The sequence below is a fragment of the Sinorhizobium psoraleae genome (assembly GCF_013283645.1).
GTDB lineage: Bacteria > Pseudomonadota > Alphaproteobacteria > Rhizobiales > Rhizobiaceae > Sinorhizobium > Sinorhizobium psoraleae.
The window spans coordinates 258,236-285,096 of record NZ_JABEKV010000004.1 but is presented as its reverse complement, the minus strand read 5'-3'; the positions used below and the strand labels follow the sequence as shown (position 1 = coordinate 285,096).

General features: G+C 60.6%; 19 protein-coding genes. 3 read left to right on the top strand and 16 right to left on the bottom strand.

Going from position 1 to position 26,861, the window contains the following annotated elements:
• Positions 1–105: 105 nt before the first annotated feature.
• From ILFOPFJJ_RS22330 to ILFOPFJJ_RS22320, 3 genes are all read right to left on the bottom strand, one after another.
• Entirely contained in the window at positions 106–3,102 is a 2,997-nt protein-coding gene (locus ILFOPFJJ_RS22330; RefSeq protein ID WP_173512752.1) for an SPOR domain-containing protein, read from the bottom strand.
• A 63-nt stretch (positions 3,103–3,165) separates the two neighbouring features.
• A complete protein-coding gene (gene argS, locus ILFOPFJJ_RS22325) occupies positions 3,166–4,926 on the bottom strand; it encodes an arginine--tRNA ligase (RefSeq protein ID WP_173512751.1) in 1,761 nt (586 codons plus the stop codon).
• A 96-nt stretch (positions 4,927–5,022) separates the two neighbouring features.
• Entirely contained in the window at positions 5,023–6,240 is a 1,218-nt protein-coding gene (locus ILFOPFJJ_RS22320; protein ID WP_173512750.1) for a deoxyguanosinetriphosphate triphosphohydrolase, read from the bottom strand.
• Between the two features lie 215 nt (positions 6,241–6,455).
• Here ILFOPFJJ_RS22320 and erpA point away from each other — a divergent pair, with 215 nt between their 5' ends.
• Positions 6,456–6,788, top strand: coding sequence for an iron-sulfur cluster insertion protein ErpA (gene erpA, locus ILFOPFJJ_RS22315; RefSeq protein ID WP_173512749.1), 333 nt, complete (start codon positions 6,456–6,458; stop codon positions 6,786–6,788).
• Positions 6,789–6,840: 52 nt separating this feature from the next.
• On the opposite strand, the gene ILFOPFJJ_RS22310 is transcribed toward erpA, so the two are convergent.
• Positions 6,841–8,304 (bottom strand): phospholipase D-like domain-containing protein, encoded by a 1,464-nt coding sequence (locus ILFOPFJJ_RS22310; RefSeq protein ID WP_173512748.1) that lies wholly within the window; start codon positions 8,302–8,304, stop codon positions 6,841–6,843.
• A gap of 308 nt (positions 8,305–8,612) precedes the next feature.
• On the opposite strand from ILFOPFJJ_RS22310, the gene xth reads away from it, so the two are divergent.
• Positions 8,613–9,404, top strand: a complete 792-nt coding sequence (gene xth, locus ILFOPFJJ_RS22305) for an exodeoxyribonuclease III (RefSeq protein WP_173512747.1) — start codon at positions 8,613–8,615, stop codon at positions 9,402–9,404.
• A 19-nt stretch (positions 9,405–9,423) separates the two neighbouring features.
• Here the strand turns inward: xth and exoR are convergent, their stop codons facing one another.
• From exoR to ILFOPFJJ_RS22255, 10 genes are all read right to left on the bottom strand, one after another.
• The gene (gene exoR / locus ILFOPFJJ_RS22300) at positions 9,424–10,227 is read right to left on the bottom strand and encodes a two-component system ChvIG regulator ExoR (RefSeq protein ID WP_173513323.1); all 804 of its coding nucleotides are present in this window, start codon (positions 10,225–10,227) and stop codon (positions 9,424–9,426) included.
• Between the two features lie 479 nt (positions 10,228–10,706).
• Entirely contained in the window at positions 10,707–11,954 is a 1,248-nt protein-coding gene (locus ILFOPFJJ_RS22295; RefSeq protein WP_173512746.1) for an outer membrane protein transport protein, read from the bottom strand.
• 200 nt (positions 11,955–12,154) lie between these two features.
• A complete protein-coding gene (locus ILFOPFJJ_RS22290) occupies positions 12,155–12,415 on the bottom strand; it encodes a hypothetical protein (protein WP_173512745.1) in 261 nt (86 codons plus the stop codon).
• 18 nt (positions 12,416–12,433) lie between these two features.
• On the bottom strand, positions 12,434–15,277 hold the full coding sequence (locus ILFOPFJJ_RS22285; RefSeq protein WP_173512744.1) for a valine--tRNA ligase: 2,844 nt from the start codon (positions 15,275–15,277) through the stop codon (positions 12,434–12,436).
• Positions 15,278–15,407: 130 nt separating this feature from the next.
• Positions 15,408–16,217 carry a PopZ family protein gene (locus ILFOPFJJ_RS22280; RefSeq protein ID WP_173512743.1) on the bottom strand — a complete coding sequence of 270 codons (810 nt, stop codon included), beginning with the start codon at positions 16,215–16,217 and terminating at the stop codon, positions 15,408–15,410.
• A 277-nt stretch (positions 16,218–16,494) separates the two neighbouring features.
• Complete coding sequence (gene tolC / locus ILFOPFJJ_RS22275; RefSeq protein ID WP_173512742.1) at positions 16,495–17,865, bottom strand: outer membrane channel protein TolC; 1,371 nt, start codon at positions 17,863–17,865, stop codon at positions 16,495–16,497.
• Positions 17,866–18,151: 286 nt separating this feature from the next.
• Positions 18,152–18,811, bottom strand: a complete 660-nt coding sequence (locus tag ILFOPFJJ_RS22270; protein WP_173512741.1) for a protein-L-isoaspartate O-methyltransferase family protein — start codon at positions 18,809–18,811, stop codon at positions 18,152–18,154.
• A gap of 303 nt (positions 18,812–19,114) precedes the next feature.
• The gene (exbD, locus tag ILFOPFJJ_RS22265; protein WP_173512740.1) at positions 19,115–19,540 is read right to left on the bottom strand and encodes a TonB system transport protein ExbD; all 426 of its coding nucleotides are present in this window, start codon (positions 19,538–19,540) and stop codon (positions 19,115–19,117) included.
• Between the two features lie 4 nt (positions 19,541–19,544).
• A complete protein-coding gene (gene exbB, locus ILFOPFJJ_RS22260) occupies positions 19,545–20,537 on the bottom strand; it encodes a tonB-system energizer ExbB (protein WP_173512739.1) in 993 nt (330 codons plus the stop codon).
• A gap of 185 nt (positions 20,538–20,722) precedes the next feature.
• Positions 20,723–23,011, bottom strand: a complete 2,289-nt coding sequence (locus ILFOPFJJ_RS22255) for a ComEC/Rec2 family competence protein (RefSeq protein ID WP_246299762.1) — start codon at positions 23,009–23,011, stop codon at positions 20,723–20,725.
• Between the two features lie 465 nt (positions 23,012–23,476).
• On the opposite strand from ILFOPFJJ_RS22255, the gene gltA reads away from it, so the two are divergent.
• Positions 23,477–24,766, top strand: a complete 1,290-nt coding sequence (gltA, locus tag ILFOPFJJ_RS22250) for a citrate synthase (protein ID WP_173512737.1) — start codon at positions 23,477–23,479, stop codon at positions 24,764–24,766.
• A 30-nt stretch (positions 24,767–24,796) separates the two neighbouring features.
• On the opposite strand, the gene lpxB is transcribed toward gltA, so the two are convergent.
• The gene (gene lpxB, locus ILFOPFJJ_RS22245; RefSeq protein WP_173512736.1) at positions 24,797–25,981 is read right to left on the bottom strand and encodes a lipid-A-disaccharide synthase; all 1,185 of its coding nucleotides are present in this window, start codon (positions 25,979–25,981) and stop codon (positions 24,797–24,799) included.
• On the bottom strand, positions 25,978–26,859 hold the full coding sequence (locus ILFOPFJJ_RS22240) for an LpxI family protein (protein ID WP_173513322.1): 882 nt from the start codon (positions 26,857–26,859) through the stop codon (positions 25,978–25,980). The genes lpxB and ILFOPFJJ_RS22240 overlap by 4 nt, the downstream gene beginning before the upstream one ends.
• Positions 26,860–26,861: the final 2 nt, after the last annotated feature.

The window sequence follows — 26,861 nt, the reverse complement described above, 5'->3', positions numbered from 1 at the left end:
AGTCACAAAGCCGCAGTTCCTCGGTCATTCACAGACAAAGTGTCGTCCCGCAAAAGAAAAGAGCGCGACATTTCTGCCGCGCCTCGTTTTGTTTCATTCCCGGACTTACTTCGTCACGAGGCAGCTTCCGCCGGCGCTCTTGTAACGAGAGCAAAGGGCATTGGCCTCCTCCCGCGTGCCGGCCGGAATACGCACCCGGTAATAGGTGCCCTTGCCGCTGATCTCAGCCTTGCGAATATCAACGCCGCGGCCACCGATCACGCCCGCAAACTTCGCGGAGAGATTGTTGTAGCTCTTCTGCGCTTCTGCTTCCGAGGGCAGCGATGCGATCTGGATCACGTAGCTGCCTGCCGGCACGGACGCGGTCGCAAGCGGCGCGGCCGGTGCGGCATTCGCCGTTTCCGTCACGGCTTCCTTTTCCGCCGGCGTTTTCGCTGCGTTAGTTGAAGCACTGGCATCGTCCTGGCCAGTCGGACGCGTCTGCGGCACAGGTGCCAGCTGACCGCCAACCGCTGTCGTCTTCACACTGCGAACCGGAGCGAGCTCCTCGAGCGAAGCATCGCCTGGCGCGGCAAGGGCGACCTTTTCGGCTCCGCCGGCCGGTTGTTCCCCGGCGCGCAGTTCAGAGCCCGCATCGGCGACGGTTGCCGCCCCCTTCGAACCGGAGGCCGCGGCCTGACCGGAGGCGGTCGCGGGAATGGATTGATCGTTGCCGCTTGCCGTCACGTCATTCGCCGGCGGAGCCACCGGCTCTTCGCGAGCGACCAGCGTGCCGTCGGGCTTGACGATCATCGTGCGGACCTTGCGCGGCGCAACCGCAGGAGCTTTTTCCTCCTCGGCCGACGCGGCATCGCTTGTTTCTCCGTCAGGCAGCAGGCGCGCCACTTCCTCGTCTTCCGCCGGCAAGGCGGCCGTCAACGCCTCCTCACCCTCGCTGCCTTCCAGCGGCAGAGTCTCCGGCGTCAGCGTTCTTTGGACGACATCCATCGGCTCCTCGGTCGACGAAACCAAGGCCTCCTGGCGAGGTGCATCCCCCTGCGCTCCGGCGACCCGATCGTAGACGGCCTTGTCCTGGTTGGGTACGGTCTTGCCGCCCTTCACGTCCGGGACGACCTTTACCGGCTCCTTGTCCGCCAGGATAATTTTCGGACCATCTCCGGACAGGACGGCACTGCTCCCACCCATCCAGGCATAGACCCCGGCCCCGCCGAGGATGATGACGCCCGCTACGCTGGCGGCCAGAAGCATCGTACGCTGCGAGCGGCGACCGTAGCCCCGCTCGCCGTATTCCGTGGTGCGGTCCAGTCTCGGCGCCGCCAGACGCTCTGTATCCTGCGCCGTGCTTTGACGCTCGGCCATCGACCGCTGGAAGTCTTCTTCCATCGCCTTTTCGAATTCATCGAAATCATCGACCGCCACCGCCTGAGAATGTGGCTTCGCAGCAGGCAGCGCGGCGGCATCAGCGCCGTGATCGTCGACGCGCGTACCGCTCCGTGGCGCTGGTGCGCCAAAAAGCTGCGCCATCTCCGCATCGATATCCAGATCATAGTCAGTCGGATAGACGACGGGCTTCTCTTCGGCGTCCAGTGCCGGCAGTTGTGGCACGTCGACGTCCGCGATCGGCGCCACGCCGCTCTCCGGCTCGGCAATCATTGCGGGATCGAAAGGCAATACGCTCTCGACCGAAGCCTCCTCATCTGCGATCACCGGCGTCGCCGCCTGCGGCTCGTCGCGGCGGATTTCGGCCTCAACGGGCACCGACAGCGCCTGCAGGAATGGCTGCGCCGCCGGCTCGACCAATGCAGGATGAGCGACAACCGGCTGTTCAGCCGCCGTTTGGACATCGCCCTGCACATCATCTTTCGGCGGGTCGATGTCGAGGGCGATTTCAGACAGTTCCAGTTCGAAATTCTCGATGTCGAAGCTGGGTTCCGACTCGACCGCCTCCAGTTCCTGAACAGGCTCCAACTCCTGAACAGGCTCGGGCGCCAGAACGGGCGCCGGCGTCGCCACCGGCGAAGCGGCGGGCGCTGCGGGCATTTTCGCCACGTTCGGTTCGATGATAGGCGCGGCAAAGGCGCGCTGCTGCGACGCACCAGTCGCAGACGCAACCGGCGTCGCACGGCTGAAGGTCGGCTTGAAAGGATAGCTACTCTTCTTAACGGGCGAAGCAGGGCGCGCATGAACGGCCGGATGGGCCTCCACGGCGGCTGCCACCAAACCTGTCGCGACCGGCACTGGAAAACGCTCAACGTCAGCAAGCAACTGATCGACATCGTCCTGAGGGCTAGGCGAAGCGGCAACCGGCGCTGCGACGGCAACGTCAGTAGCCGCAGCCGCAGCCGCTTCCTCGTTGCGCCTGGCAAGTTCGTCCGCCATGTCGATAAAGACTGGTTCCGAGCTTACCGAGAGCTTGTCCGCCCCGGCGAAGGCGGCCGCGTGAAAAGCAAGAGGCACATGCAACGCACCAAAAGCGGGCGCGTCGAACGCCTCACGCTGCTCCGAGTGCGACTGAACGCCGGCATTCGAGCGGATATCGTTGGAACCTTGCGCATCCTCAGCAAGCGACAGGTCCTCGTAGCCGAGCGAAAGTTCGAGTTCGCGCTCCAGGTCGACCGCCGGAAACTCGGCGACGTCGACTGCATCGAGTTCGGCCGTCGCCGCGGCGTCGACAACGGGAGCCAGCGAAGCCAAATCGTCATGTCGATCTTCGATCGGCTCGGAAATCGGAGAAACGCTGTCTTCGACCACAGGGGCGAAGTTCTCGGCAATCGCCTCGGCGGGCGCCAGAGCGCCATCCGGATTGGCGTGATGCTGCTCCGTCACGCCCCCGCCGACCGGATGTTCGACAAGCCCGCTGTCCGGATGAACCGCAACTGCACGCGGAGCGTCATAGCTGTCAAATTCGCGAAGAAGCTCTTCCTCGAGGTCGAAGGCGGGGCCCCGCCGGACGGCCTCCTGGTGACGCTGCAGTTCCTGCAATTGCTGAACGGCTGGCCGAGCATCGTAACCGACAATGCGGGCAAGTTCGCTCAACGGATCATCGTCGGCCAATACGTCGAATTCAGCCGGCCCGCTTCGTGCGAATTGTTTGTCTGCCATACTCTCCACTCACAATTGCCTGCGTTCGTTTGCCAGTGCATTGTGGGGAAATGGTGACAATACTTACCGCATCTCTTCCGGCGCTGAAGTGCCTGTAATAGACAGGCCCGACTTGAGTACCGAGGCGACAGCATGCACCAGCCCGAGTCTGGCAATGCTTAATTCTCTGTCCTTATCGTTAACAAAACGTAATCCAGGATTTTCTTTACCTTTGTTCCAGTGTCCGTGGAAGACTGCGGCAAGATCATACAGATAAAAAGCGATTCGGTGGGGCTCCTGCGAGAGTGCCGCCGCCTCGATGACACGGGGATATTCTGCGAGCTTGGCGACAAGCTGCATCTCTGCAGGATCAACAATTGCACCCGTCACTGCTGCGGCAAGATCAAGCGACGGGAGATCAAGGTCAGGAAAGGCTTCCGCCGCCTGGCGGAACACAGAGCAGCAACGCGCATGCGCATACTGCACGTAGAAGACCGGGTTATCCTTCGACTGTTCGGTGACCTTGGCGAAATCGAAGTCGAGGGGCTCCGAGTTCTTCCGGTAGATCATCATGAAGCGAACCGGGTCGCGGCCGACTTCATCGACTACGTCGCGCAGCGTTACGAAGTCGCCGGACCGCTTGGACATCTTCACCGGTTCGCCGCCGCGATAGAGCTTGACGAGCTGGCAAAGCAGCACCGTCAGCTTGGCTGTCTCGCCCGACACGGCGCGCGCCAGTGCTTCCAGCCGCTTGACATAGCCGCCGTGATCAGCGCCGAGCACATAGATCATTTCGTTGAAGCCGCGATCGAACTTGTCTTTGAAGTAAGCAACGTCGGCTGCAAAATAGGTATAACTGCCGTCGGACTTGATCAGCGGACGGTCGATGTCGTCGCCGACCTCCGTCGAGCGAAACAGTGTCTGCTCGCGGTCCTCCCAATCCTCCGGCAATTGCCCCTTCGGCGGCGGCAGCGTGCCCTTATAGACGTGCCCCTTGAACGTGAGGTCATTGATTGCCGTACGGATCCGCGTTGCGTTGCTGTCGTGCAGCGTCCGCTCGGAGAAAAACACATCGTGATGGACGTTCAGTGCAGCCAGATCCTCGCGGATCATCGCCATCATCGCGTCGATCACGCGCTCCTTGACGAGCGGCATCCACTTGTCATCCGGCATGATCCTGAGGCTTGTGCCGAATTCGTCCGCCAGCGCCTCGCCCACCGGCACGAGATAATCGCCGGGGTAAAGGCCTGGCGGAATCTCGCCGATCTCCTCGCCGAGCGCCTGCCGATAGCGAAGGAACGCGGAACGCGCGAGAACATCGATCTGCGAGCCCGCGTCGTTGATGTAATATTCCTTGGTTACGTCGTAGCCGGCAAAGGCGAGAAGATTGGCCAGCGCATCGCCCACAACGGCGCCGCGGCAATGCCCGACATGCATCGGCCCGGTCGGGTTGGCGGAGACGTATTCGACGTTCACCTTGCGCCCGGCACCGACGGTGCTGCGACCGTAGTCGGTCCCGGCCCTCGCCACCGAAGCCAGGAGCTTCTGCCAATAAGGGACCGACAGGCGAACGTTGATGAAACCCGGTCCAGCAACGGAGACTTCGGTGATTTCCGGATCTTGCCGCAGCTTCTCTACGATCAGGTCGGCGAGCGCGCGCGGATTCATGCCCAGCGATTTTGCGAGAACCATCGCCGCATTGGTCGCAACGTCGCCATGGCTCGCATCGCGCGGCGGCTCGATATTGATGCGCCCGAAATCAAGGTCGGCTCGCTTTTCACGCACGATATCAAGCGCTTCTAGAATGTTTTTAATTCTTGATTCGAAGTCTGTGAAAAGGTTCATCTGATCCGTCCGCTTTTTCCAGCCAAACTGGAGAATGGCGCAAAACTCAAAAGGAGGCCGGGTTCGACGAACCTGCAGCCTCCGGGCGGGGCGTCACTACCGCAAATCAGGCGTATGGTCAAACAAGCGCCTATGCGCACTGATCGCAAAAGTGTCCGTCATCCCGGCGAGATAATCTCCAACGTGGCGTGCCCGGGCCGGTTCCGCCATTCCGGCGATCTGGTCGATCCAATAGTGTTCCTTCATAAGAAGCGGATCGGCCATGAAGGCTCGATACAGATCGGTGACGATCGAGGCCGCTCCCTGCCGCACCCTCATCACCTCGGGATGGCGGTAGATGCGGGTCATCAGAAGATGCTTGATCTGCCGATCGGTCTCACTCATCTCCTCCGAGAACGTGGCGACAGCCCTGCCCGCCAGCCGCACGTCGCCCGCGCTCTGCGGGCGGATTTCGCGAAGGCGCGCCTGCGCGACGCCAATGACGTCTTCCACCATTGCCGTAATCTGGCGCCGCATAATCTCGTGGGTAAACCGGCTGCTTTCCAGCCTCGGATACCGATCATGGACCTCGCGCATCAAACACGCGAGAAACGGAACCTCCTCCAGCATCTCGAAAGTCAGATATCCCGCGCGCAGGCCGTCATCTATGTCATGGGTATTGTAGGCGATATCGTCGGCAATCGCAGCGACCTGGGCCTCAAGGCTCGCAAAACTCGCGAGCTCGAGATCGTGCAGGGCGCAATAGTCCAGGATCGGCTGCGGAACCGGACCGCGCGTACCTTCGCCAGCCGCCGTCATCAGGGGGCCGTTGTGCTTGACGAGGCCTTCGAGGCTCTCCCAGGTGAGATTCAAGCCGTCGAACTCCGCATAGCGCCGTTCCAGCTTGGTGACGATGCGTAGCGATTGCGCATTGTGATCGAAGCCTCCATAGGGCTTCAGCACCTCGTGCAGCGCGTCTTCGCCGGTATGCCCGAAGGGCGTATGGCCGAAGTCATGGACAAGAGCAACGCCCTCCGCAAGGTCCTCATCTAGCTTCAGGGCGCGCGCCAGCGCGCGTGCGATCTGCGCGACTTCGATCGTATGCGTGAGGCGGGTGCGGTAGTGGTCACCATCGGCAGCGATGAAGACCTGCGTTTTGTGCTTCAGCCGGCGAAATGCCGTCGTATGGACGATGCGGTCGCGGTCACGCTGGAAATCGGAACGGGTCGGGCTGACGGCCTCCGGATAGAGCCTGCCGCGTGTAGCCCAAGGATCCGACGCAAAGACGGCGTGCTCGCCGTAACCGAAGCCGAGGGCCTGTCTGTCGAAAGTCATTTCTCACCTGTGCCGGCCGTCCCATTGACGGGACATTCAAGCCTTCATACCTATAGTGTACGCTACAGGAAAGCCGCGGCGAACTGCCGTGAGAGTCCTGAAGACAGATCAATGGCTTGGCGCCAGACATTCAAGCCGATTTTCCGGCTTGACCCGTCGGAATGCCAAGCGCGAGTACGAATCTCTCCGGTTCTTGACCCCGGCAGGAGGCAGATATGACACAGGAAACAGTCATCCTTTCCGACGCGGCTGCCAAGCGCATCGCCGCAATTCTCCAGACGGAAAAGGACAAGAGCGCGATGCGCGTCTCCGTCGAAGGCGGCGGGTGTTCCGGTTTTTCCTATAAATTCGATCTGGTCGACGCAGAAAACGATGACGATCTGGTTCTCGAAAAAGGGAACGCCAAGGTCCTGATCGACAGCCTCTCCCTCGTCTACATGGGCGGTTCGGAAATCGATTTCGTAGACAACCTGCTCGGCCAATCCTTCCAGATCAAAAATCCGAATGCCGTCGCAAGCTGCGGCTGCGGGACGAGCTTTTCGATCTGACGAACGCCAGAGTTGAAGTCCCCCGCTTCGACTTCCCGCGGCCAAGCTCTGGCTAGAGATAGGGTGACCCCAGCCAGAGAAGGCGGTTCGCCAGACGATTCGGAAAAGGCTGCTCACGGAGTCCCGCAAGCGTAACCTCCTCCGCCGTCGTCAATATCGCGCAGATCTTGCTGCTGACTGCGCGCGCAAAGGCGTCGTCAAGAACCTCCAGATCGAATTCGAAATTGAGGCGCAGCGAGCGCGGATCGAGGTTGCTCGAGCCGACATAGGCCCAACGCTCGTCAACGACCATCAGTTTAGAATGGTTGAACGCTCCCTGCGCCCGCCAAACGCGGCAATGGCCCTTGAGAACCTGGTCGAATTGCGCGGTCATTGCCCGGTCGATGAGGGTCAGATTGTTTATCGCGGGCACGACAATGTCCACTTCCACACCCCTTCGGGCGGCGGTCACCAGGGCGCTGATCAGTTCCTTGTCCGGCAGGAAATACGGCGACATCAGGCGGATATGCTGCCGCGCAACCGAGAACGCGCCCATCAGCATTTTGTGGTTGGTCTCATTCGTGCTGTCCGGACCTGACGGCACGGCGCGCATGAGCACCGGAGGCGCGTCCGGCATGTCCTCGGGCACCCCGATTTTCCAGGCGTCGCCCTCCAGGCTCTCTCCGCTCGAAAATTGCCAATCTTCTGCGGCGACCTGGAAAATGTCGGCGACGACAGGTCCGGTGACACGGAAATGCGTGTCGAAGGAAGCAGCCTTTCCTGCCACTTCCGCACTGAAGCCAGCGCGAATGTTCATACCGCCTGCGAAGGCGACGACACCATCAACCACCAGAATTTTCCGGTGGGTCCGAAGATTGGCATAGGGTAGTCTCAGCCCCATGATGATGTTGCCGTTGAAGACCGCGGTCGGTACTCCGCCCTCTTTCAGGTAGCTGACCACGCTCGGCACCGAATAACGCGCGCCGACCGCATCGATCAAAACCCTGACACTAACGCCGCGCTTCACCGCGGCAATCAGCGCATCGGCAAAGCGCAAGCCGATCGGATCCCTGTCGAAGATGTAGCTTTCGATGAGGATGCTGCGCCGTGCGCCGCCGATTTCCTCAAGCATCGCGGCATAGACCGTGTCACCACCTTCCAGCATCGTGATGTGGTTTCCTGTCGACATCGCGTGACGCGCTACCCTGTCGCCAAGCATCTTCATCGCGGCAAAGCGATGGCCAAAGCGGACGGCGACCTCGTCATGCGTCACGTCGTAACGGCCATATTGATCTGCTCCTCGCGGCCGCAGCAGCGAGCGTTGCAGGCCGATGGACGTGCGGCGGATGCGATTGATACCGGCAACGGCGTATATCGCCGCCCCGATCACCGGCGACAGGAGCACGACGCCGACCCAGCCCACGGCGGCGCGCACATCGTCCTTGGTCATCGCCGCATGGATGATCGCCGGCACGCCCAAAGCGAAGGAAAGCAGCGCCAGAAAATGCGGCCAGTAGTTTTCGACGAACTGGATCATGCGCGGGACTATAGAGCGAGACAGGGCGGAATCAATTCCTGCAACCGTCAGCAGTATCGCCGCGCGCAGAGAGCGAGATTTAGGCGCTTTCCGGCGCAGGTTTTCCATACCCACAGATGTTGCAGGTAACGGATTTGTCAAAAGAATTCGCAGCCGCTACAACGAATCGCCTCCACAGCGCCTCGCGTTCTTCCAGACGCACTAAGGTCGCTGTGGCGCTTTGAATTGCTGCTTGTTTTGCCCTTAATGGAAGCCGACCTAAGGAAGCATGCAGTAGGACTCACCGACATGAAAGGCGACGCCGGCCCATGAAGATTGCCACCTGGAACATCAACGGCGTCAAGGCGCGCGTCGACAGCCTCGTCGCCTGGCTTAAGGAGTCGAACCCCGATATCGCCTGCCTGCAGGAAATCAAGTCAGTCGATGAGACCTTTCCGAGAGGCGAGATCGAAGCGCTCGGTTATCACGTGGAAACGCATGGTCAAAAGGGGTTCAATGGCGTCGCGCTCCTCTCGAAACTGCGGCCAGACGAGGTCAATCGCGGCTTGCCGGGAGACGATACGGATGAGCAGGCGCGCTTCATCGAGGGCGTTTTCTCCGTCAAACACGGCGCGATCCGCGTGTGCTGCCTCTATCTGCCGAACGGAAATCCCGTCGACAGCGAAAAATACCCCTACAAGCTAAGCTGGATGCAGCGCCTCGCCCAATTCGCTGAGCAAAGGCTGAGGCTCGAAGAGCCGCTCATCCTCGCGGGCGACTACAATGTCATTCCGGAAGCCCACGACTGTTGGGACGTCAGGGTCTGGCAGAACGATGCACTCTTCCTGCCGGAAACGCGGGCCGCTTTTCGGCGGCTTCGCAATCTCGGATTCACGGACGCGGTCCGTGCCACCTCGGACGAGGTACCGCTTTATTCATTCTGGGATTATCAAGCCGGATGCTGGCCGAAAAATTTCGGCATTCGCATCGATCACCTGATGATCTCGCCCGAAGCAGCCGACAAGCTCGTATCGACGTCCATAGAAAAGCACGTGCGCTCTTGGGAAAAACCGTCCGACCATGTGCCGGTCGCAGGTGAATTCGCGTTCGAACCGGCCTAATCTAGGGACGACAAACAGCTTAGTCGTCGGCCTGGAGGTGCATGTTCTGCGACATGACGATCGCAACACGGCGGTCGTCTTCGGTCGCCAGTGAGAAAGCCTGCTCCTGCATCGCCTGCAACCAGGGCCTGTCCTTCGGCGAACACTGATCAAGCGCCGCCGTCATGTAGGCAAGGCCACGAACGGTCTGGCCTTCCTGGAAGATCACGTTTCCGAAAACGCCCATCGCCCCGGCATGGCCATTCTTGCGCGCACGGTTCAGCCACTTCTTGGCCTGCTGAACATTGACACTGCCGCCCTCGCCCGAGAGCAGCATCCGCGCGAGTTGAAACTGCGCCTCGGCGACACCAAAAGTGGATGCCGCCTGAAAATACAACTGCCGAGCCTGCGTCAGGTCCATCTTCACCGGGCTATCGGGAATGCCGCGCCGATAGTAACCGGCAAGCGAAATCAGCGCGTTGACGAAATATCCGGTATCTTCCGACCCGGGTTCGACGCCCTGCTGGGCAATTTCGCTGTAGATCTTGAATGCCTCTAGGTCGTCCTCGGTGACCCCGTCGCCATAGGCGTACATATTGGCGAGCGCCCAGCGCGATCCGGTATGTCCCTTTTCGGCCGCATAGCGATAGGCTTCGACCGCCTCATCCTTCCTGCCGTTCTTGTAGGCAGAAAAACCAAACTTGAAGAGCGCGAATGGGCCCGATTCCTTGGAAACGCCCGCCCCCGGATCGAACGCTCGCGCAGGCCCGGCGGCAGTCGCGCCAACCGCCAGCGACACACCCAGCACTGCAACCCTAAGCGACTTGAATTCACCCGCGAGCATCACGATCAATTTCTTCCGTTCCAGCCGGCCACGCCGAACTCATCACCGCTGCAAACATCAATCTGTGCAGGGTCGCTTGCCATTCGAGTGCTCATCGGTTCCCAACGAGGCTACGACCATGGTGCCCACGATATTTTTCCCGCGCATCTCCGTCCGCGCGGCCGATAGTGGATCGGCAGGGCGTTTGATGCCAGTTGCGAAGGGATGTCATGACAGCACACAAACTCAGTTCACCTTAAACGGCACAGGTACAGCACTCGATCGCACGTTTGTCGGTATCATCGCTGCTCTCATTTTGTGGCGGGAAATGGACATAATCGACCCGGCCGCGATACTAGCAAACCATAGCAGCAAATGTGTTGCTGAATCGTCACATTCATGAACGCTCATAAAGTAGTGGCATCAGCGCCACGACAACGCTCGCTAGACAAAAGAAAGGCCCGGCAAAACCGGGCCTCCAGTGGTCTGATCGATGGAGATCAGAACCTGACCTTCAGCGATGTTGAAATGGCGCCGACAAAATCATTGTCGAAATCGTAGGTCACCTCGTCACCAAAGACCTCGCCATTGTGGGTGGTTGGGCCGGATTCACCGCTCGTCAGAATACCGACGGCACCTGCAAAACGGAGCTCGACATTCTCCGTCGGCGTGTACGACACGCCCGTACCGAGCGTCCAGGTATCGGTCTGCGCGCCAATGCCGGTGCTGGTACCGCGATCCCAGGTAAGACTGACCGCACCACTCCACTGATCGTTGAATTTGTGACCAACACCGCCGGTGACCGTCCAACCGTCGCGGTAAAGCAGGTCAAGGCTCGTGCAGGGGGTGAGTGGCGATGCCGTGGCGGGGCAGAAGCGCAGAACCTGCAACTGACTCCAATCCGTCCATTTTACCGAGCCAAACGCCAGCCAACCGGGGGCAATGCCCGACTGCACCTTGAGTTCCAACGAGTCGGGCATGGAGGCGGAGCCGGCGACGTCATACTTCGTACCTCTGATCGGGCCGAACGGCGTAGGGAACGCAAACTGCGTCAGATCAATGAAGCCCGACAAGTTATCGAGATCCACCTCGCTGTTATAGACGAGGCTCGCACGCATTGCGTATTCGGGAATCTCATAGGCGATGCCGGCCCGCCAACCCCAACCGTCTCCCTCAAGCTCGAGACGGCCAATGCCGCTGAGCGGCGCAACGGCGATTGCCGGCGCGACGAGTCGGTCCTTGAACCCGCTAACCTCCTGGTAGAACCCGCCGCCGATAACGCGGATTATGCCCGGCCCAAGATCCCATTTGTAGGAGCAAGTCGCAGCGTAGTTGTCACTCTCGACTTTCGTTTCTATGTTGTCGTTGGCTCCCATCCAGTTCTTGCCAGGATTGGAGTGGGCGCCCCAAGGCTGCGAGTAGTCCGCCATACAGTCAAAACTGTCACCCAAACCAGCCTTAACACCTATGCGGGGCGCCCAATAACTTTCCGTATCCCGAACGCTTGTGCTGCCGCCGCCGATACCATTCGACCCGATGCCATTCGCCGGGTTAATGTCCGTGACATTTTCGAGATCACGTTGGGGATTGACGTAGGTCGCCGTCGCTTCGGCGGCATAGTCCGACGGGTCGAACAGCAGATCGATGTTATAGCCGCTGCGCTCAAGCCCTCCCGCATGCGCAGTCGACACCACCAACATTCCAGCCACGATAGCCAAAATGCCCTGCTTCATTCCACTTCGAGCCATCAAGCTCCTCCCCTGCACTTTCAGAATGCGACAATCCACCTCACGTCGCGCTTGGAGAAAGTATCCTCACGATTGCGTGAATGGCAAACTGCCGAGCTGCAGGATTGACCGCCGGACCGGTCATCAAATTTACGTAAGAATTTCACGATCTGGACGCAATTCAGGAATCTCGGAACCGTTTTCCAACCGATGGCGGCTATTCAGGATACTTGAAAAAAATATTCCACTTCCAAGTCGAAGTGTGACCAAGGAACAACAATTTCCCTTTTTGCAGCCACTCGGGCGCAGGCACCTTTTGGTACGCGGCCAATGAAACCAGTGCGTGTATTGCTGCTTTCAATCGCGTTAAACCGCGTCTGATTCGGATTCAAGCCAGATAATAGAAAATCCGCGGCATTGCTACCGCGGATTGCACCTTGTCTGCGCTTCGGTAAAGCGGCGCCAACGGAAAACCGTTGCACGCTCTTCCTCGAAGTGGTCTAGCCCGCTTCCGAGACGCGGCTGAGCGCAACCCCCAGCGAATCCTTTTGCAGGTCCAGTTCGACCAGCCTTTCGCGTTCTGCCTCGACCAGTTCGGCCTTGGCGTTGGCGACGAACTTTTCGTTGGCAAGCTTGCCGAGAATCCTCTCGCGCTCGACCTCAACCTTGGCGATCGCCTTTTCCAGGCGGAGTTTTTCTGCCGCAAGATCGATAAGGTTGCCGAGCGGAAGGCAGGCCGTCGCTTCGGCAATGACGATCTGGGCGCTGCCGCGCGGCGCCACGGCCGCATGCTCGATGCTTTCCACTCTTGCCAGGCGTTTTATTGCCGAGACGTGGCGGTCAAGCCGCTCGCTCGTCAGTCCATTTGCACCGACGATCACCAGCGGCGCGGTCGCCGCCGGTGGAACGTTCATTTCCGCACGCACCGAGCGAATGCCCGAGACGAGATCGATCAGCCAGTTGATTTCGTCGGCGGCAGCATCATCCGCATAGAAGGCAGACGGCCATTCCGCATGGCACAACAGCGTCTCGCGCTCGCGACCGGGGCCGCCTGTCTTCTCCCAGAGTTCCTCCGTCATGAAAGGCATGAACGGGTGCAAGAGCTTGTAGATCTCGTCCAGGACGTAGGCGACGCAGGCCTGCGACTCCCGCTTGGCCTCCTCGTCATTGCCGTTAAAGACGGGCTTCAGCAGTTCCAGATACCAATCGCAGAACTGGTTCCAGACAAAGCGGTAGAGACCGCCGGCTGCCTCGTTGAAGCGGTAGCCCTCGATTGCTTCAGTGACGTCGCGGATCGTTCGCGAAAGCTCGGTCAGAATCCAGCGGTTGATCGTCAGCGACGTGGCTTCCGGAATGAAGCCTTCGCTGTTCGTCACACCGTTCATCTCGGCAAAGCGCGTTGCATTCCAAAGTTTGGTGCCGAAGTTGCGATAGCCGGCAATACGGGCCGGGTCGAGCTTCACGTCGCGCCCCTGCGCCGCCATGATCGCCAGGGTGAAGCGCAGCGCGTCAGCGCCGTATTCGTCCATCAGTTCCAACGGATCGATGACGTTGCCCTTCGACTTCGACATCTTCTGGCCGTTCTTGTCGCGAACGAGCGCGTGGACGTAAACGGTGTGGAACGGTTCGACGGGCGTGCCGTCGGCATCCTTCATGAAATGAAGGCCCATCATCATCATGCGGGCGACCCAGAAGAAGATGATGTCAAAGCCGGTCACCAGAACATCGGTCTGGTAGTATTTTTCGAGTTCCGGCGTTTCGTTCGGCCAGCCGAGCGTCGAGAACGGCCAGAGCGCGGACGAGAACCAGGTGTCGAGCACGTCCTCGTCGCGCGTCAGGATTTCGCCCGGCTTGAAGTTTTCGAGAAGGTCTTCGACATAGGCCTTCATCGGCCCTTCATGTGCGAGATAATGCTGGATCGCGGCATGCAACGCTTCTTCCTCGGTCCTCTCGACGAAGACCTGGCCGTCGGGACCGTACCAGGCGGGGATCTGGTGTCCCCACCAGAGCTGGCGAGAAATGCACCAGGGCTGGATATTCTCCATCCACTCGAAATAGGTCTTTTCCCAGTTCTTCGGAACGAAACTGGTCCGGCCCTCCCTGACCGCAGCGATCGCGGGCTTGGCCAGCGTCTTGGCGTCAACATACCACTGCTCGGTCAGGCGCGGCTCGATCGGCACCCCGCCGCGATCGCCGTGTGGCACCGTATGCCTGTGCGGCTCGATGTGATCGATGAGCCCGGCTTCGTCTAGAATCTCGACGATCAGCTTGCGCGCCTCGAAGCGATCCTTGCCCTCGAGCTGATCCCAGGCGCCGTGGAGCGCGGCCGGATGATCGAGCCCCTCGAGGAAGTCCTCATTGTTCTTGATCGTGATCCGTCCGTCCGCAGTCAGCACATTGACCTGGCGAAGTCCTCTCCGCTTGCCGACGTCGAAATCGTTGAAGTCGTGGGCCGGAGTCATCTTGACGGCGCCGGTACCGGTCGCCGGATCAGGGTATTCGTCGGCAACGATCGGAATTCGTCTGCCGACGATCGGCAGGATCACGTGCTTGCCGACAATGCCCTTGTAGCGCGCGTCGTCGGGATGGACCGCAACGCCGGTATCGCCGAGCATTGTTTCCGGACGTGTCGTGGCGACGACGAGATAGTCGCGGGTTTCCCATTCCGTGGCGTTGCCGTCGTCATCGAAGGCCACCGGATGCTGATAGGTGACGCCCTCTTCCAACGGGTACCGCAGGTGCCAGAGATGGCCATTGACCTCGACCTGCTCGACTTCGATATCGGAAATCGCCGTCTGCAGTTTCGGATCCCAATTGACCAGGCGCTTATCGCGATAGATCAAGCCTTCCTTATAAAGGCTTACAAAAACTTCGAGAACGGCATCGGACAGTCCGTCATCCATAGTGAAGCGTTCGCGCGACCAGTCGCAGGACGCTCCAAGGCGTTTCAACTGGTTGAAGATCAATCCACCGGATTCGGCCTTCCACTCCCACACCTTCTCGACGAACGCTTCACGCCCCATCTCGCGCCGCCCGGGCAGCTGTCTTTGTGAGAGTTGACGCTCGACAACCATCTGCGTGGCGATGCCGGCGTGATCCATGCCTGGCTGCCAAAGCACATCCTTGCCGCGCATACGTTCGAAGCGCACCATGATGTCCTGCAGCGTATTGTTCAGCGCGTGGCCCATATGCAGCGAGCCCGTCACGTTAGGCGGCGGGATCACGATGCAGAAACTCTCGGCGCCGGGCTTTGCACCGGCGCCTGCACGAAACGCGTTTTCTTCGTCCCACTTCTTGGCGATGCGCGGGTCGACGGATGCGGAATCGTAGGTCTTATCAAGCATTTTTTGCGCCAGTTTTGGAGATTGATGATCAGCGTTTTGTAAACCGGAAGGGGCAACGCAAGTCAACACAAACGGCGAAAAAGCCGCAAGCGGTGACGCCCGCGGCTTTGACTCTCCGTCGAAGCGTCCGTCAGCGGCGAGGACCGCGCGCCACGCGCTCGATTTCCTCACGCACCAGACGCTCGACCAGGGTGGGCAGATTATCATCCAGCCACTCCTGAAGCATCGGCCGAAGCATCGCTTCGGCAATCTCGTCGAACGAGCGTCTTGGTCCTTGTTCGACTGCATGGGCAAGGTCTTCGAACGAGCGCGCCACCTGACGGCTGACGGCTGGCGAAACGATCGCGCCCGGCGCTTCCTCGGCGACGGCTGCTTTCTCCTGAGGAGCCGTCTGCGGCGATCCATGAGGCTCGAGCACTGCAGATTTCCGTTCTGCGGCGATATCCAGCCGAGTGGACTCATCCTCCGCTTCTGTCCCGGCGGCCGCGCTTGCCGGATTGGCCGGCGAGGAGACTGCCGCCATTCGCGAGGTGATCACAGGACTATTCTGCACCGGGAGCGGCGACGCCGGGCCGACCTGATCCTTGGAAACATAATTCACGGCATGACGCTCTGACGCGGCCCTCACTCTTGCCGCGACGTCGGCAAGGGAAAGCGGCGGCTGCGGCGACGCCTGCGTTTCTGCTGGATTGTCGGTCGTTTCGCCGGCCGACACATACGACCGCGTCTTGGACGGAGAGAGGGGCTCGTCGGATGGGCCGAATGCGACGGACTCGATTTCCGAGTCGATCGTCAGCTCGATCTCGTTCGCGGATTCGTCTTCGAATTCCTGCTGGACAGAGGATCCTGCCTGCCCAGGCTCGTTGTTCTCGATGATCTTGCGAATGGACGCCAGAATCTCGTCCATCGAAGGTTCACGCGCGACATTGAGCTGTGCCATTTCCATCCTCGTTTGGTGCGGCCAAACACGGGCTTGGAACACCCCGTGTGCCGATTTCAAACAGACCTTAAGTGAGTTCGGGGACGAAACAAACGCCGCGAATCAACCAGGGGAATTCTTGCACAGATTTGTTTTTCGGGGCAGATACTGCCTGCCTCGCCTACTGCATGTTTCCCAAACCGTAGTCGATTTAAGGATCAAAACATGCAGCAATTCAAAGTGCTACAGCGTCCGTCGCGCGTCTGATCAAGACGCGCGACGCTGTAGTTTCATGTGGTCAGCGGCCGTCGACTGTCCGCAGGCCGAACCATTTGTCCTTGACGGCTTCGTAGTGCTCTTCGGAGCGATATTCGGCAACGGCGAGACCCTGGGTCTTGACGGTCAGTCGGCCCATGGCGGCGAGCAGGGAATAGCTCGCCACTACGGCGTCGCGCTGTGCGCCGGCGAGCGCCTCCTGCGCGTCCAGAACGTCCTGCTGCGAATCGAGCACGTCGAGGGTCGTGCGCTGGCCGACTTTGCGCTCTTCGATGACACCCTCGAGCGCCAGGTTGGCGGCGGAAATTTGCGACCGGCTTGCGGTGATGCGAGCGAGCGCGGAATCAAGCTGCGCGTAGGCCGAGACGACGGTCTGCTGAACCGAAGCGCGCGCGGAATCGACGAGGATCCGCTGTTGGCCCAAGATTTCCTTCGCCTGACGTATCTGGCCATATTCGGCGCCGCCCTGATAGATCGGCACCTCCACCCGCGCCGTTATGCTCGCGGTCGTATCGTCCAAACCGGTGCCGACATTGCCGGTGTTGCGCGTCACCGCGCCTTGAAGAACGACACCCGGCAACATCGTGCCTTCTGCCGACTTCACCTGGAACCCGGCCGTATCAACCGCATACTGCGCCGCCAGAATCTGCGGATTTTCACGCAGTCCCGTCGCCACCGCCTGATCCAGCGATCTCGGCATGGCCTTGTTCGCCGGCGCCGGCTGCCTGATACCCGTAGGCGCTGCGCCCACGATCTGAACGTATACTGCTTCGCTCTGCTTGAGTTGAGCGATCGCGCTCACAAGCAACGACTGGGCGTTGGCGAGTTCCGCCTCCGCCTGACTCACATCCGTCCGCGTTCCTTCACCCACCTCGAGGCGAGCCTGCGAGGCATTCAACTGCTCTCTCAAGAAGGCCAGGTTCTGCCTGCGAATTGAAACGACCTGCTGGTCGCGCGCGATATTGGCATAAGCCTGCGCAGCGGCCAGAAGGATCTGGATCTCGTTGGCCTTCAGCGTTTCACGACTGGAAAAGACATTCGATTCAGCGGCCCTGACGTTATTCAACGTCTGAAAACCATCGAAGATCATCTGTGTAATGCTGATGCCAATCTGCCCGCTGTGAAAATCGCGGGTGCCGGTTCTCTCGGCGTCTACACGAGTCAGCGTACCGGTTGCTGACGCCGAAACCTGAGGCCGGTAACCGGCCTTGGCGATTGGAACCCCCTCATCGGTGGCCCGAAGGCCAGCGCGGGCGGCGTTGAGATCCGGGTTGTTGGCATAGGCCCTCGCCATTGCGCCGGAGATCGTCTCAGCGAGCGTTGCGTGCGGCGCGATCAGCACACTGGTCGAGACAGCCGCCCACAAGGCTGCTTTGCGGACAATCGACACCATCTTCCCTCCGATCAGCCGAGGCAGCGGCGCCGCCTCGCAATTTCCAGCAGGTCCGCTTCCGTTACGGGCGACCTGCACCATTACCGTGGTAACGTGCTCGTGCCACCCACTGGCGAGCAAATCACCACCTCTGTGCTCTTTGAAACCCGGATTCGGTCTCGCGACAACTATCCACTGACGCTATGTGCAGCCATTTCCAAAAGAAACAAAGGGTACGTTGCCAATTGGCAACATTGCGATTTTCGCGCCGACACTTCTATGTTGAGTAACCTCAACATGTGGTACTTCAAAAAACAAACGAACGCTCGCGCCGAAATCCGGGAAGGGGTTTCACGGCCGCGTTGAAGTCAGATCGCTCCGAGATCTTGCCGAATCCGCGCACATAAAGTTTCGCACGAGATGCGTTACCAAATCCTTCCACCGCCACGAGACGCCCGCCGTCGCGGAGTTGTTCGAGAAGGCCGGCAGGTATCGTTTCCACGGCACCGTTGATGAAAATCACGTCATAGGGCGATTCTGCAGCGTACCCTTCGGCAAGATTGCCGGTCACCACCGCAATATTGTCATAGCCGAGGCGCGCCAGCGTCGCCGTCGCCGTCGCGGCCAGCCCTTCGTCGCTTTCCAAAGCGACGACGGAGCCAGCAATCAGAGATAGCAATGCCGAGGCGTAACCCGTACCGCAACCGATCTCCAGCACGACGTCTGACTTGGAAATTCCGGCAAGCTGCAACAGCTTCGCAAGCGGCGACGGCTCCATCAGGTAACGCGGCTCGAGGCCGCCGACGAGCTCGATATCGGCATCGATATAGGCCAGCTCCTTCATTTTCGCAGGCACGAACTCTTCGCGCGGCACGGAAAGGAAGGCAGACAGCACCGAATGGGAGGTCACATCCGTGGTCCGGATCTGATTGTCCACCATCTTAATGCGCGCTGCTTCGAAGTTCATGATACTGCCCTCGTGTCCCGGATAGGCGCGGTGCCGGTGTCCTGGAAATCCGCGCGATCTTGCATCTGGCTGCCGAAGCGCAGCCCGTTGCCTAAGCTCATAAATCGCCGCACCGCCGGTTTCAAGCGACAGCGACGTTTCGGCAAGCAAAAAGGAAAACGGCAACGGGAGGCCGCAGCACAGCGGCAGCGAAAGAAGGGCAATGAAACGCGACGGATCCGCCAGCCAAGAGCGGATCGGTCCTCAGGCAGCCCGTCAAAGTATCAGCAGATTTTCGAAAGCCGCGACGCAGCCAGCCGATTGTTAGCGTCCAGGCGCGGCCTCGAGGCCGACAAGAGCGATCTTGCCGTAGCCTGCGCTTTGAATGAGGTTCATCACCGTCATTAGCTCGCCATAGTCGACCAAACGATCGGCACGCAGGAGCACCCGTGTTTCCGTGTTCCCGTTCGTTATCCGATTGAGCTCGGAAATGAAGCTTTCGCGAGCCGTTTCGTCGTTGCCGATCGCCAGAGTAAGGTCTGCCTTGAGGGTCACGAAAACAGGCTTGTCGTCTCGCGGCGCGGGCTTCGCCACGGATTGCGGCAGATCGACCTTCATGTCGACCGTCGCCAAAGGCGCGGCAACCATGAAGATAATCAGCAAGACCAGCATGACGTCGATGAAGGGCGTAACGTTGATCTCGCTGTTCTCATCGAGATCACTACCGCTCTCAGATATCCTTCCCGCCATGGCCTTATCCGATCCTGGCTATCGAACCGTCGGCATAGCCATCGCGCCTGTGCGGCTGCGCCTTGCGCGCGTATCGATGGTCGAGGTCGCGGCTCACCAATCGCTCCACCGCTGTCGCGGCATCCGCCAGAATGAGCTTATATCCACCCACGGACCGGGCGAAGTAGTTGTAAATCACCACGGCCGGGATGGCCGCCACCAGGCCGATTGCGGTCGCCAGCAAGGCCTCGGCGATACCTGGCGCGACGATGGCCAGATTGGTCGTCTGCGCTTTGCTGATGCCGATAAACGAATTCATGATTCCCCAAACCGTACCGAACAGGCCGACGAAGGGACCGACCGAGCCGATCGAGGCCAGAATGCCGGTGCCGCCACTCATCCGCTTGCCGGCTCTAACCTCGATGCGGCCGAGCAGCGACGAAACGCGCTCCTTGATGCCTGCGGCCGGCGCATGATCCAGAACCGCTTCCGAGCGGACCATTTCGTCGATCGCCGCAGCGACCATTTCCGCAGCAACGCCGGTCTTGCGATCAAGTCCGGTCTTGACCTCGGCGAGGCCGTTCGCTGCGGTGAGTACTTGGACCGCACGCTTCAGCCGCGATTTTGCGCCAACGAGTTCCACCGTCTTTACCAGGAAGATCGCCCAGGTGACGACAGACGCCAGCGCCAGGCCGATCATCACGGCCTTGACGACGATATCGGCCGCGAGAAACATGCCGATTGGCGACAGATCGTGAGGAAGAACCGGGTTAACCTCTGCGGCCGGTGTCGCAGCATCGGCAGTTGCCGACGGCGCTGGTGCGACATTCGCTTGGCCGCCGGAACCTACCGGCGCCGTGACGGCGGGCGCGGGCGCATCCTGTGATTGCCTGACGATCGCGGCGGAAGGGTCCTGCTGCACCGCTTGGGCGAAGCCGGTCGCGGCCGCCCCGACAAACGAAATGGCGAGTGTTGCCGCAAACAACACGTTTAATTTCCGCCGGATCCGGTTTGACATCTCGTTCCTCACATATAGTGCGCCTGTCTTGCCGCCATGGTCGCGATGCAACCCCCGGGGGTACGAACAAGCCCCGCGTGCGTTCGCTGGCTCTTTACGACGAACTATGACCGAATGGCAAGAATTTGTGGAGTAAAATAATCAAGAATAATGCAGCCGAGTCGCATTTTTCCTGTCGGACGAATTTAGAAGGTGCCTTCCTCGGTGGAGAAGTCATTGCTGCGCCAATTGTACCGGCGGTGACGTTGCCACGGTCTCTCCGAGGAGGTGAACGACTTCGTGATGCGCATGCGCGGCGGCGCTGCGGACTGTGTCCGATCGGCATAAATTTCGATCGCGCCGCTCCCCCGCAGAGTCTCGGCCGTGACGATCAGCGCGCGGCTCGATTTGCAGGTGGGCAACTGCCGACGAGTGGCTGCAATGACGAGATCTGCTGCTTCGCACAAAACTGGGAAGAGTTCAGGCTCTTCGACAATGATGATCGTCCAGCCCTCCTGGCTTCGGCCGACGCACCATTCGCCCTTGCGGCAGACAAAGCCGCCGGTTTCTGCCGATGAAAGGACTTCAGCCACGCTCGCCGTACCTGCCTGTCGGTCGCGCGGTTCCGATTTGGCGGCTGAAGCGGGAGCACCTTCGATGGTAGGTGCAACATGATTGGCGGCGGCAAGCGCCCGTTGCCATTGCGAAAAGATAAAGTCCGGCGGCCGGGTCCGGTTCGTGGCGATCGCATCTTCGGCGATGAGCCCGACAAGTTGACCATCCTCCGATATCGTGACCGAGGGGCGTTGCGCCCGCTGCTCCAAGGCGATCGCCGCTCCGCCGAACACGATCAACACGGCGCCTGCGAGCGCGAGCCGCGTTCGCAGCACACACAGGATGATGCCGCCGAACGCTGCCAGCACAAAACCGCCCGTGCCCACCCGTCCCGTCACCCATTCGCCGTTGAACGAAGCCACATAGCGCGCCACCGCAAGCATCCAGTCCAGTCCCTGCCCCATCACCACCAATGGATAATGTTCGAGCCCGAATGGCATAAGGAGCATGGCGAACAAGCCGAACGGCATAATGAGGACGCTGATCAATGGCGTGGCAAGGACGTTGGCGATCAATCCATAGGCCGGCAGTCGATGAAAATAGGCGGCTGCGTAAACTGCCGTCGCCAATCCGCCGATAAGAGAGGTGGCGACGCTGCTGATGGCAAAATTGGACGCCAGCTCCCAGCGGTGCCTGCCAGCCACTCTCTCCTGCTCCCGCATCCGATATTCGCGCCAGCGAGCATAGCCTGCCACCAATGCCAGCGTGGCCGCGAAGGACATTTGGAAGCCCGGCCCGGCAACCGCCGACGGTGTCCAGGCGATAATGATGATCCCTGCCAGAGCGACGTTCCGCAGGCTGATCGAGACGCGGTCAAAGAAGACCGCGACCAGCATGATGGAAATCATGATCCAGGACCGAAGCGCCGAGACCGCGCCGCCGGAAATCAGGATGTAAAGCAGGACCATCACCAAGGCCCCGGCCGCCGCGATCTTCTTGACCGGCAGCCGCTCGGCAAAGCCCGGAACCAGACTTAAAAGCGTGCGCGCTCCAACAAGAAAGGTCCCCGCCGCGAGAACCATGTTGAGCCCCGAAATTGCCAGAACATGCGAAAGCCCGGCCGCTCGCAGGGTTTCGACGGTTTCGCGGCTGATGGCCCGTTCTTCGGCGGTGATGAGTGCCGCCGCAATGGCACCCGTATCGCCGCCGACCGTCTCCCTGATCCGCGCGCCGACAGTTTCGCGCGCCGCAGCAAGAAGCGCCTTGCCCTGCGCAAACAGAGACGTGTCGGCGCGAGACTCGGCCGCGCCCAGCGCCTGCCTGGGCGAGCCGTAGAAAAACCCGACCGCTCCAACGCCCTTGAAGAAGGCGTCGAAGGCAAAGTCGTTCAAGTCGGGTAACGCAGGTCCCGAAGGCGGAGAAAGGCGCGCTTTTCCTTCGATGGTCGCCCCGACCGGAAATCCTTCGTGGCGACTTCGCGCCAGCAGCGTTGCCTTGGAAGGCGGTCTGCGCAGCCGCGGCCTGGACGTTTCATCGACCTCGACCAGATACCGCCAGCGCCCCCGGTCATCCTGCTCGCGCGACAAAATGGTTCCGCGAAGGTTCGTGGTCACCGGTCCATCGAGAATGACCGTGTCGAGACGTGCGGTCTCGACCGCGGCCAGCAACATGCCGACGACGAAGATGAGGGGCGCGACCGCGAGCGGTCGCCAAGGCGCAAACCGCCCTCGACACAGAAGCACCGATATGCCGAAAACGCAAAGCAGCGGTGCAAGTTTGGCGATTCCGACGTCGTATGGCAGCGCGAACCAAACGAGCGAGCCTAGCGCCAGAAGCACCGAGATCAGCACGAAACCGTGCCCGAAGTCGGCTTCCTCCTCCACGGCCGTGCGAAAACGCCGGAAAATCGGAGACGCGGCCGCATGGATCCCATAACCCATTGACGAGCCGTTCGGTAGCCACGGCAAACGGCCGCTGGGCCGGACTACCGGCGCGTTGACGGCAAGAACGGAGACCTGACTGCCGATGAAAGACGGCGCACGGTCCACCGCATCGCGCGTTGTCCGCCCTCGCTCTTCCGTACCCATTCCCGTTCCGCTCTGCCCCTCTGCGGCTGTCGAACCGGATCCTGCAACCAACGTCGTGATATTGCAACCAGAAGCTCATTTGCACAAAAAATCGGCAGAGCTATATAGAATGGTACCGCATTATCAGATTAACGATCATTGATCTGATTGGACATCTTGCCATAACGTGCGATTATTGCGTTGCCATATGCACATTTTCGCATCGCACCATTTGCCTTTCGTACAGCTTGGCAGTCGAAAATAAATCATATAGCAAATTCGCAACGTTCACTTTCGTGGCATATCTCTATGCCACGTTGCCATAAGACGGAGGGTCCCATGTCAGAAAAAAGCGCGGTCGTAACATTCGATGGAAAATCGGCGGAACTGCCAGTGCGATCGGGATCCATTGGGCCGGCCGTCGTCGATATCGGATCGCTCTACAAGCAGACGCACATGTTCACCTACGATCCCGGCTTCACGTCGACGGCGTCGTGTGAATCCAAGATCACCTATATCGACGGCGACGAGGGCGTGCTGCTCCATCGCGGCTATCCGATCGAGCAACTGGCGGAACACGGCGACTTCCTCGAAGTGTGCTATCTGCTCCTCTATGGTGAACTGCCGACCAAGGCTCAGAAGGACGACTTCGACTACCGGGTGACCCATCACACGATGGTCCACGAACAGATGTCGCGCTTCTTCACCGGTTTCCGCCGTGACGCGCACCCGATGGCCGTCATGTGCGGCTGCGTCGGCGCCTTGTCGGCCTTCTATCACGACTCGACCGACATCACCGATCCGCACCAGCGCATGGTCGCGTCGCTGCGCATGATCGCGAAGATGCCGACGATTGCCGCGATGGCTTACAAATATCATATCGGCCAGCCGTTCGTTTACCCGAAGAACGACCTCGACTACGCCTCTAACTTCCTGCGCATGTGCTTTGCGGTACCCTGCGAGGAGTATGTCGTGAACCCGGTTCTTGCACGCGCGATGGATCGGATCTTCATCCTGCACGCCGATCACGAGCAGAATGCATCGACCTCGACCGTCCGCCTCGCCGGATCGTCGGGCGCAAACCCGTTTGCATGTATTGCGGCCGGCATCGCCTGCCTCTGGGGACCGGCTCACGGTGGTGCCAACGAAGCGGCACTCAATATGCTCGCCGAGATCGGCACGGTCGATCGCATTCCGGAATATATCGCCAAGGCCAAGGACAAGAACGATCCGTTCCGCCTGATGGGCTTCGGCCATCGCGTTTACAAGAACTACGATCCCCGCGCGAAGATCATGCAGAAGACGACGCATGAGGTTCTCGCCGAGCTCGGCCACAAGGACGATCCGCTGCTCGAAGTCGCGATGGAACTCGAGCGCATTGCGCTGACCGACGAGTATTTCATCGAAAAGAAGCTTTATCCGAACATCGACTTCTATTCCGGCATCACGCTGAAGGCGCTGGGCTTCCCCACCACCATGTTCACCGTGCTCTTCGCGCTGGCCCGCACCGTCGGCTGGATCGCGCAGTGGAACGAAATGATCGAGGACCCGGAACAGCGCATCGGCCGCCCGCGTCAGCTCTATGTCGGCGCTCCGCAGCGCGACTACCTCCCTGTCTCAAAGCGCTGAGCGGGCATCCGGTGAAATCGAAAAGCCCGGTCAGAAATGGCCGGGCTTTTTTCTTTGGAGATAATCGAAGACGATTTCCGCCGCCTTGTCGCCAGGCGGACGGTCGGTTGCCATGCGCTGTTGCACAAGGGCGAAACCGTCAAGCATGGCACGGCGTTGTGGCGTATCGATCGAAAGCCGCTCGAACCAGCGTGTCAGCGCCGCCGGCCGGATCGCCTTGTTGAAATACTCCGGCACGATCGGAAAATCAGCAATCAGGTTCGGAAGTGCGGCAGTCCATATCCCGATCCGCGAGTGCAGGAAACTGACAAGCCAATCGGCCTTGTAGGTCGAAACGACGGGAATCCCGGCAAGCGCGAGTTCGAGGATAACGGTCCCGGAAGCGGCGAGCGCGGCGTCGGCCTCGGCAAAAGCCTCCCACTTCCTGTCCGCCGCGACGGAGATTTCAGGCCGGACCTTCCACGATGCCGTCACTTCCTTTACGCGCCGCTCCTGGCGAGGAACTGTCGGCAGCAGAAAGCGCATGCCTTCGTGACGCGCCGCGAGTTCCTCGACAGTCTCGCGAAAAATCGGCAGCAAGCGGCTGACCTCGCTCCCGCGTGACCCCGGAAGCAGGAGACAGGTCGCGGGCTCTTGCTGCCGTTCCCGCCGCTGCTTCTCGTGCTGGCGCGCACGAACCGCCAGGACATTCGCGTCGGACGCAAGGCGATGCCCGACATAGGTGGTCGGCGGGCCACCAAGTGTACGCATCACCTCCGGCTCGAACGGTAGAACCGCAAGCACATGATCGACATAGGTACGCATGCGCGGTGCGCGCTCAGGCTTCCACGCCCAAACGCTCGGACAGACATAATTGATCACCGGCAAGTGCGGTAGCGCGGCGCGCACGTGCCGAGCCACGCGGTGGGTAAAATCCGGGCTGTCGATAATCAGCAATGCATCGGGCCACGCCGAGATGATCGCACGGGCGGTCTGGCGGATGCGCAGGAGCAACTTCGGCAAACGCGCAAGCACCTGCGAAAAACCCATGATCGACAGCTCGGAATAGTCGAACAGCGATGTCAGCCCCTCGGCTTCAAGCGCCTCGCCGCCGACGCCGACCAATTCGAGCGAACCTTCAAGACGAGACCGAAGCGCGCGCACCAGATCGGCGCCGAGCAGGTCTCCGGAGACTTCTCCGGCTATTACGGCCAGTTTGTAACCTGTGCCGGTCATCGACGGCTCCCGTAGCCGCCGCGTTCAACACCCAGAATGAACAGGCCGCTCTTGTCGGCCATTTCGATGATCTGCGAGCGCTCAAGGACAAGTGCCCTGCCCGCTTCGATTGCGATGCCTGCGAGACCCGCCGCCTCGGCGCCGGCGACCGTGGAAGGACCAATCGAGGGCAGGTCCGCGCGTTCGTCCTGTTGCGGTTTGCAGAGCTTGACGAGAACCCCGCGGCGGCGGGCAGAGACCCGGCCTTCCGCCTTGAGTGCGGCAACACGAGCCAGCATGGCATCGGTGCCTTCAGCGCCCTCGAGCGCGATCACCCTGCCGCCGACGGCGACGGCGCCCTGCCCGACATCGAGCGCTCCCAATGCATTGGCAGCGGCGATCCCAGCTTCCACATCCCGGCGATCGTCATCGGTAGGCATGTGGGTTCCGAGTGGGCCGGCATCTGCGAGAAGATTGGGGACGACGTCCTGCACACCGATGACACGGGCGCCGCTTGCTTCGATGAGATCCATCGCCATTCGCAGGACCGCATCGTCGCCGCCGGACATCAGAGTCCGAAGGACGCTCGGCACTTTGGCGAGCGTTCTGAGCGTGGGGCGGATATCACGCCATTCCGGTCGCCGCCGGACACCTCCGGAGAGCACGACACGATCGATCCCCTCTGCCTCGAAGGTCCGGCTGATTGCGGCGAAATCACCGATGGCGAGGATGGAGTGGTCGAATCCCGTCCAGTCGGCGTCCGCTTCGCGCGACAGTGCAATGATGAAAGGGTTCTCGCCCTGCCGCCGCGCCGCCTCCGCCACGTGATGTGGCAGCGCGCCAGCGCCAGCAATAATCGCCAACCTGCCTCCTGTACCCGGCAGGCCGTGGGCCGCCACTG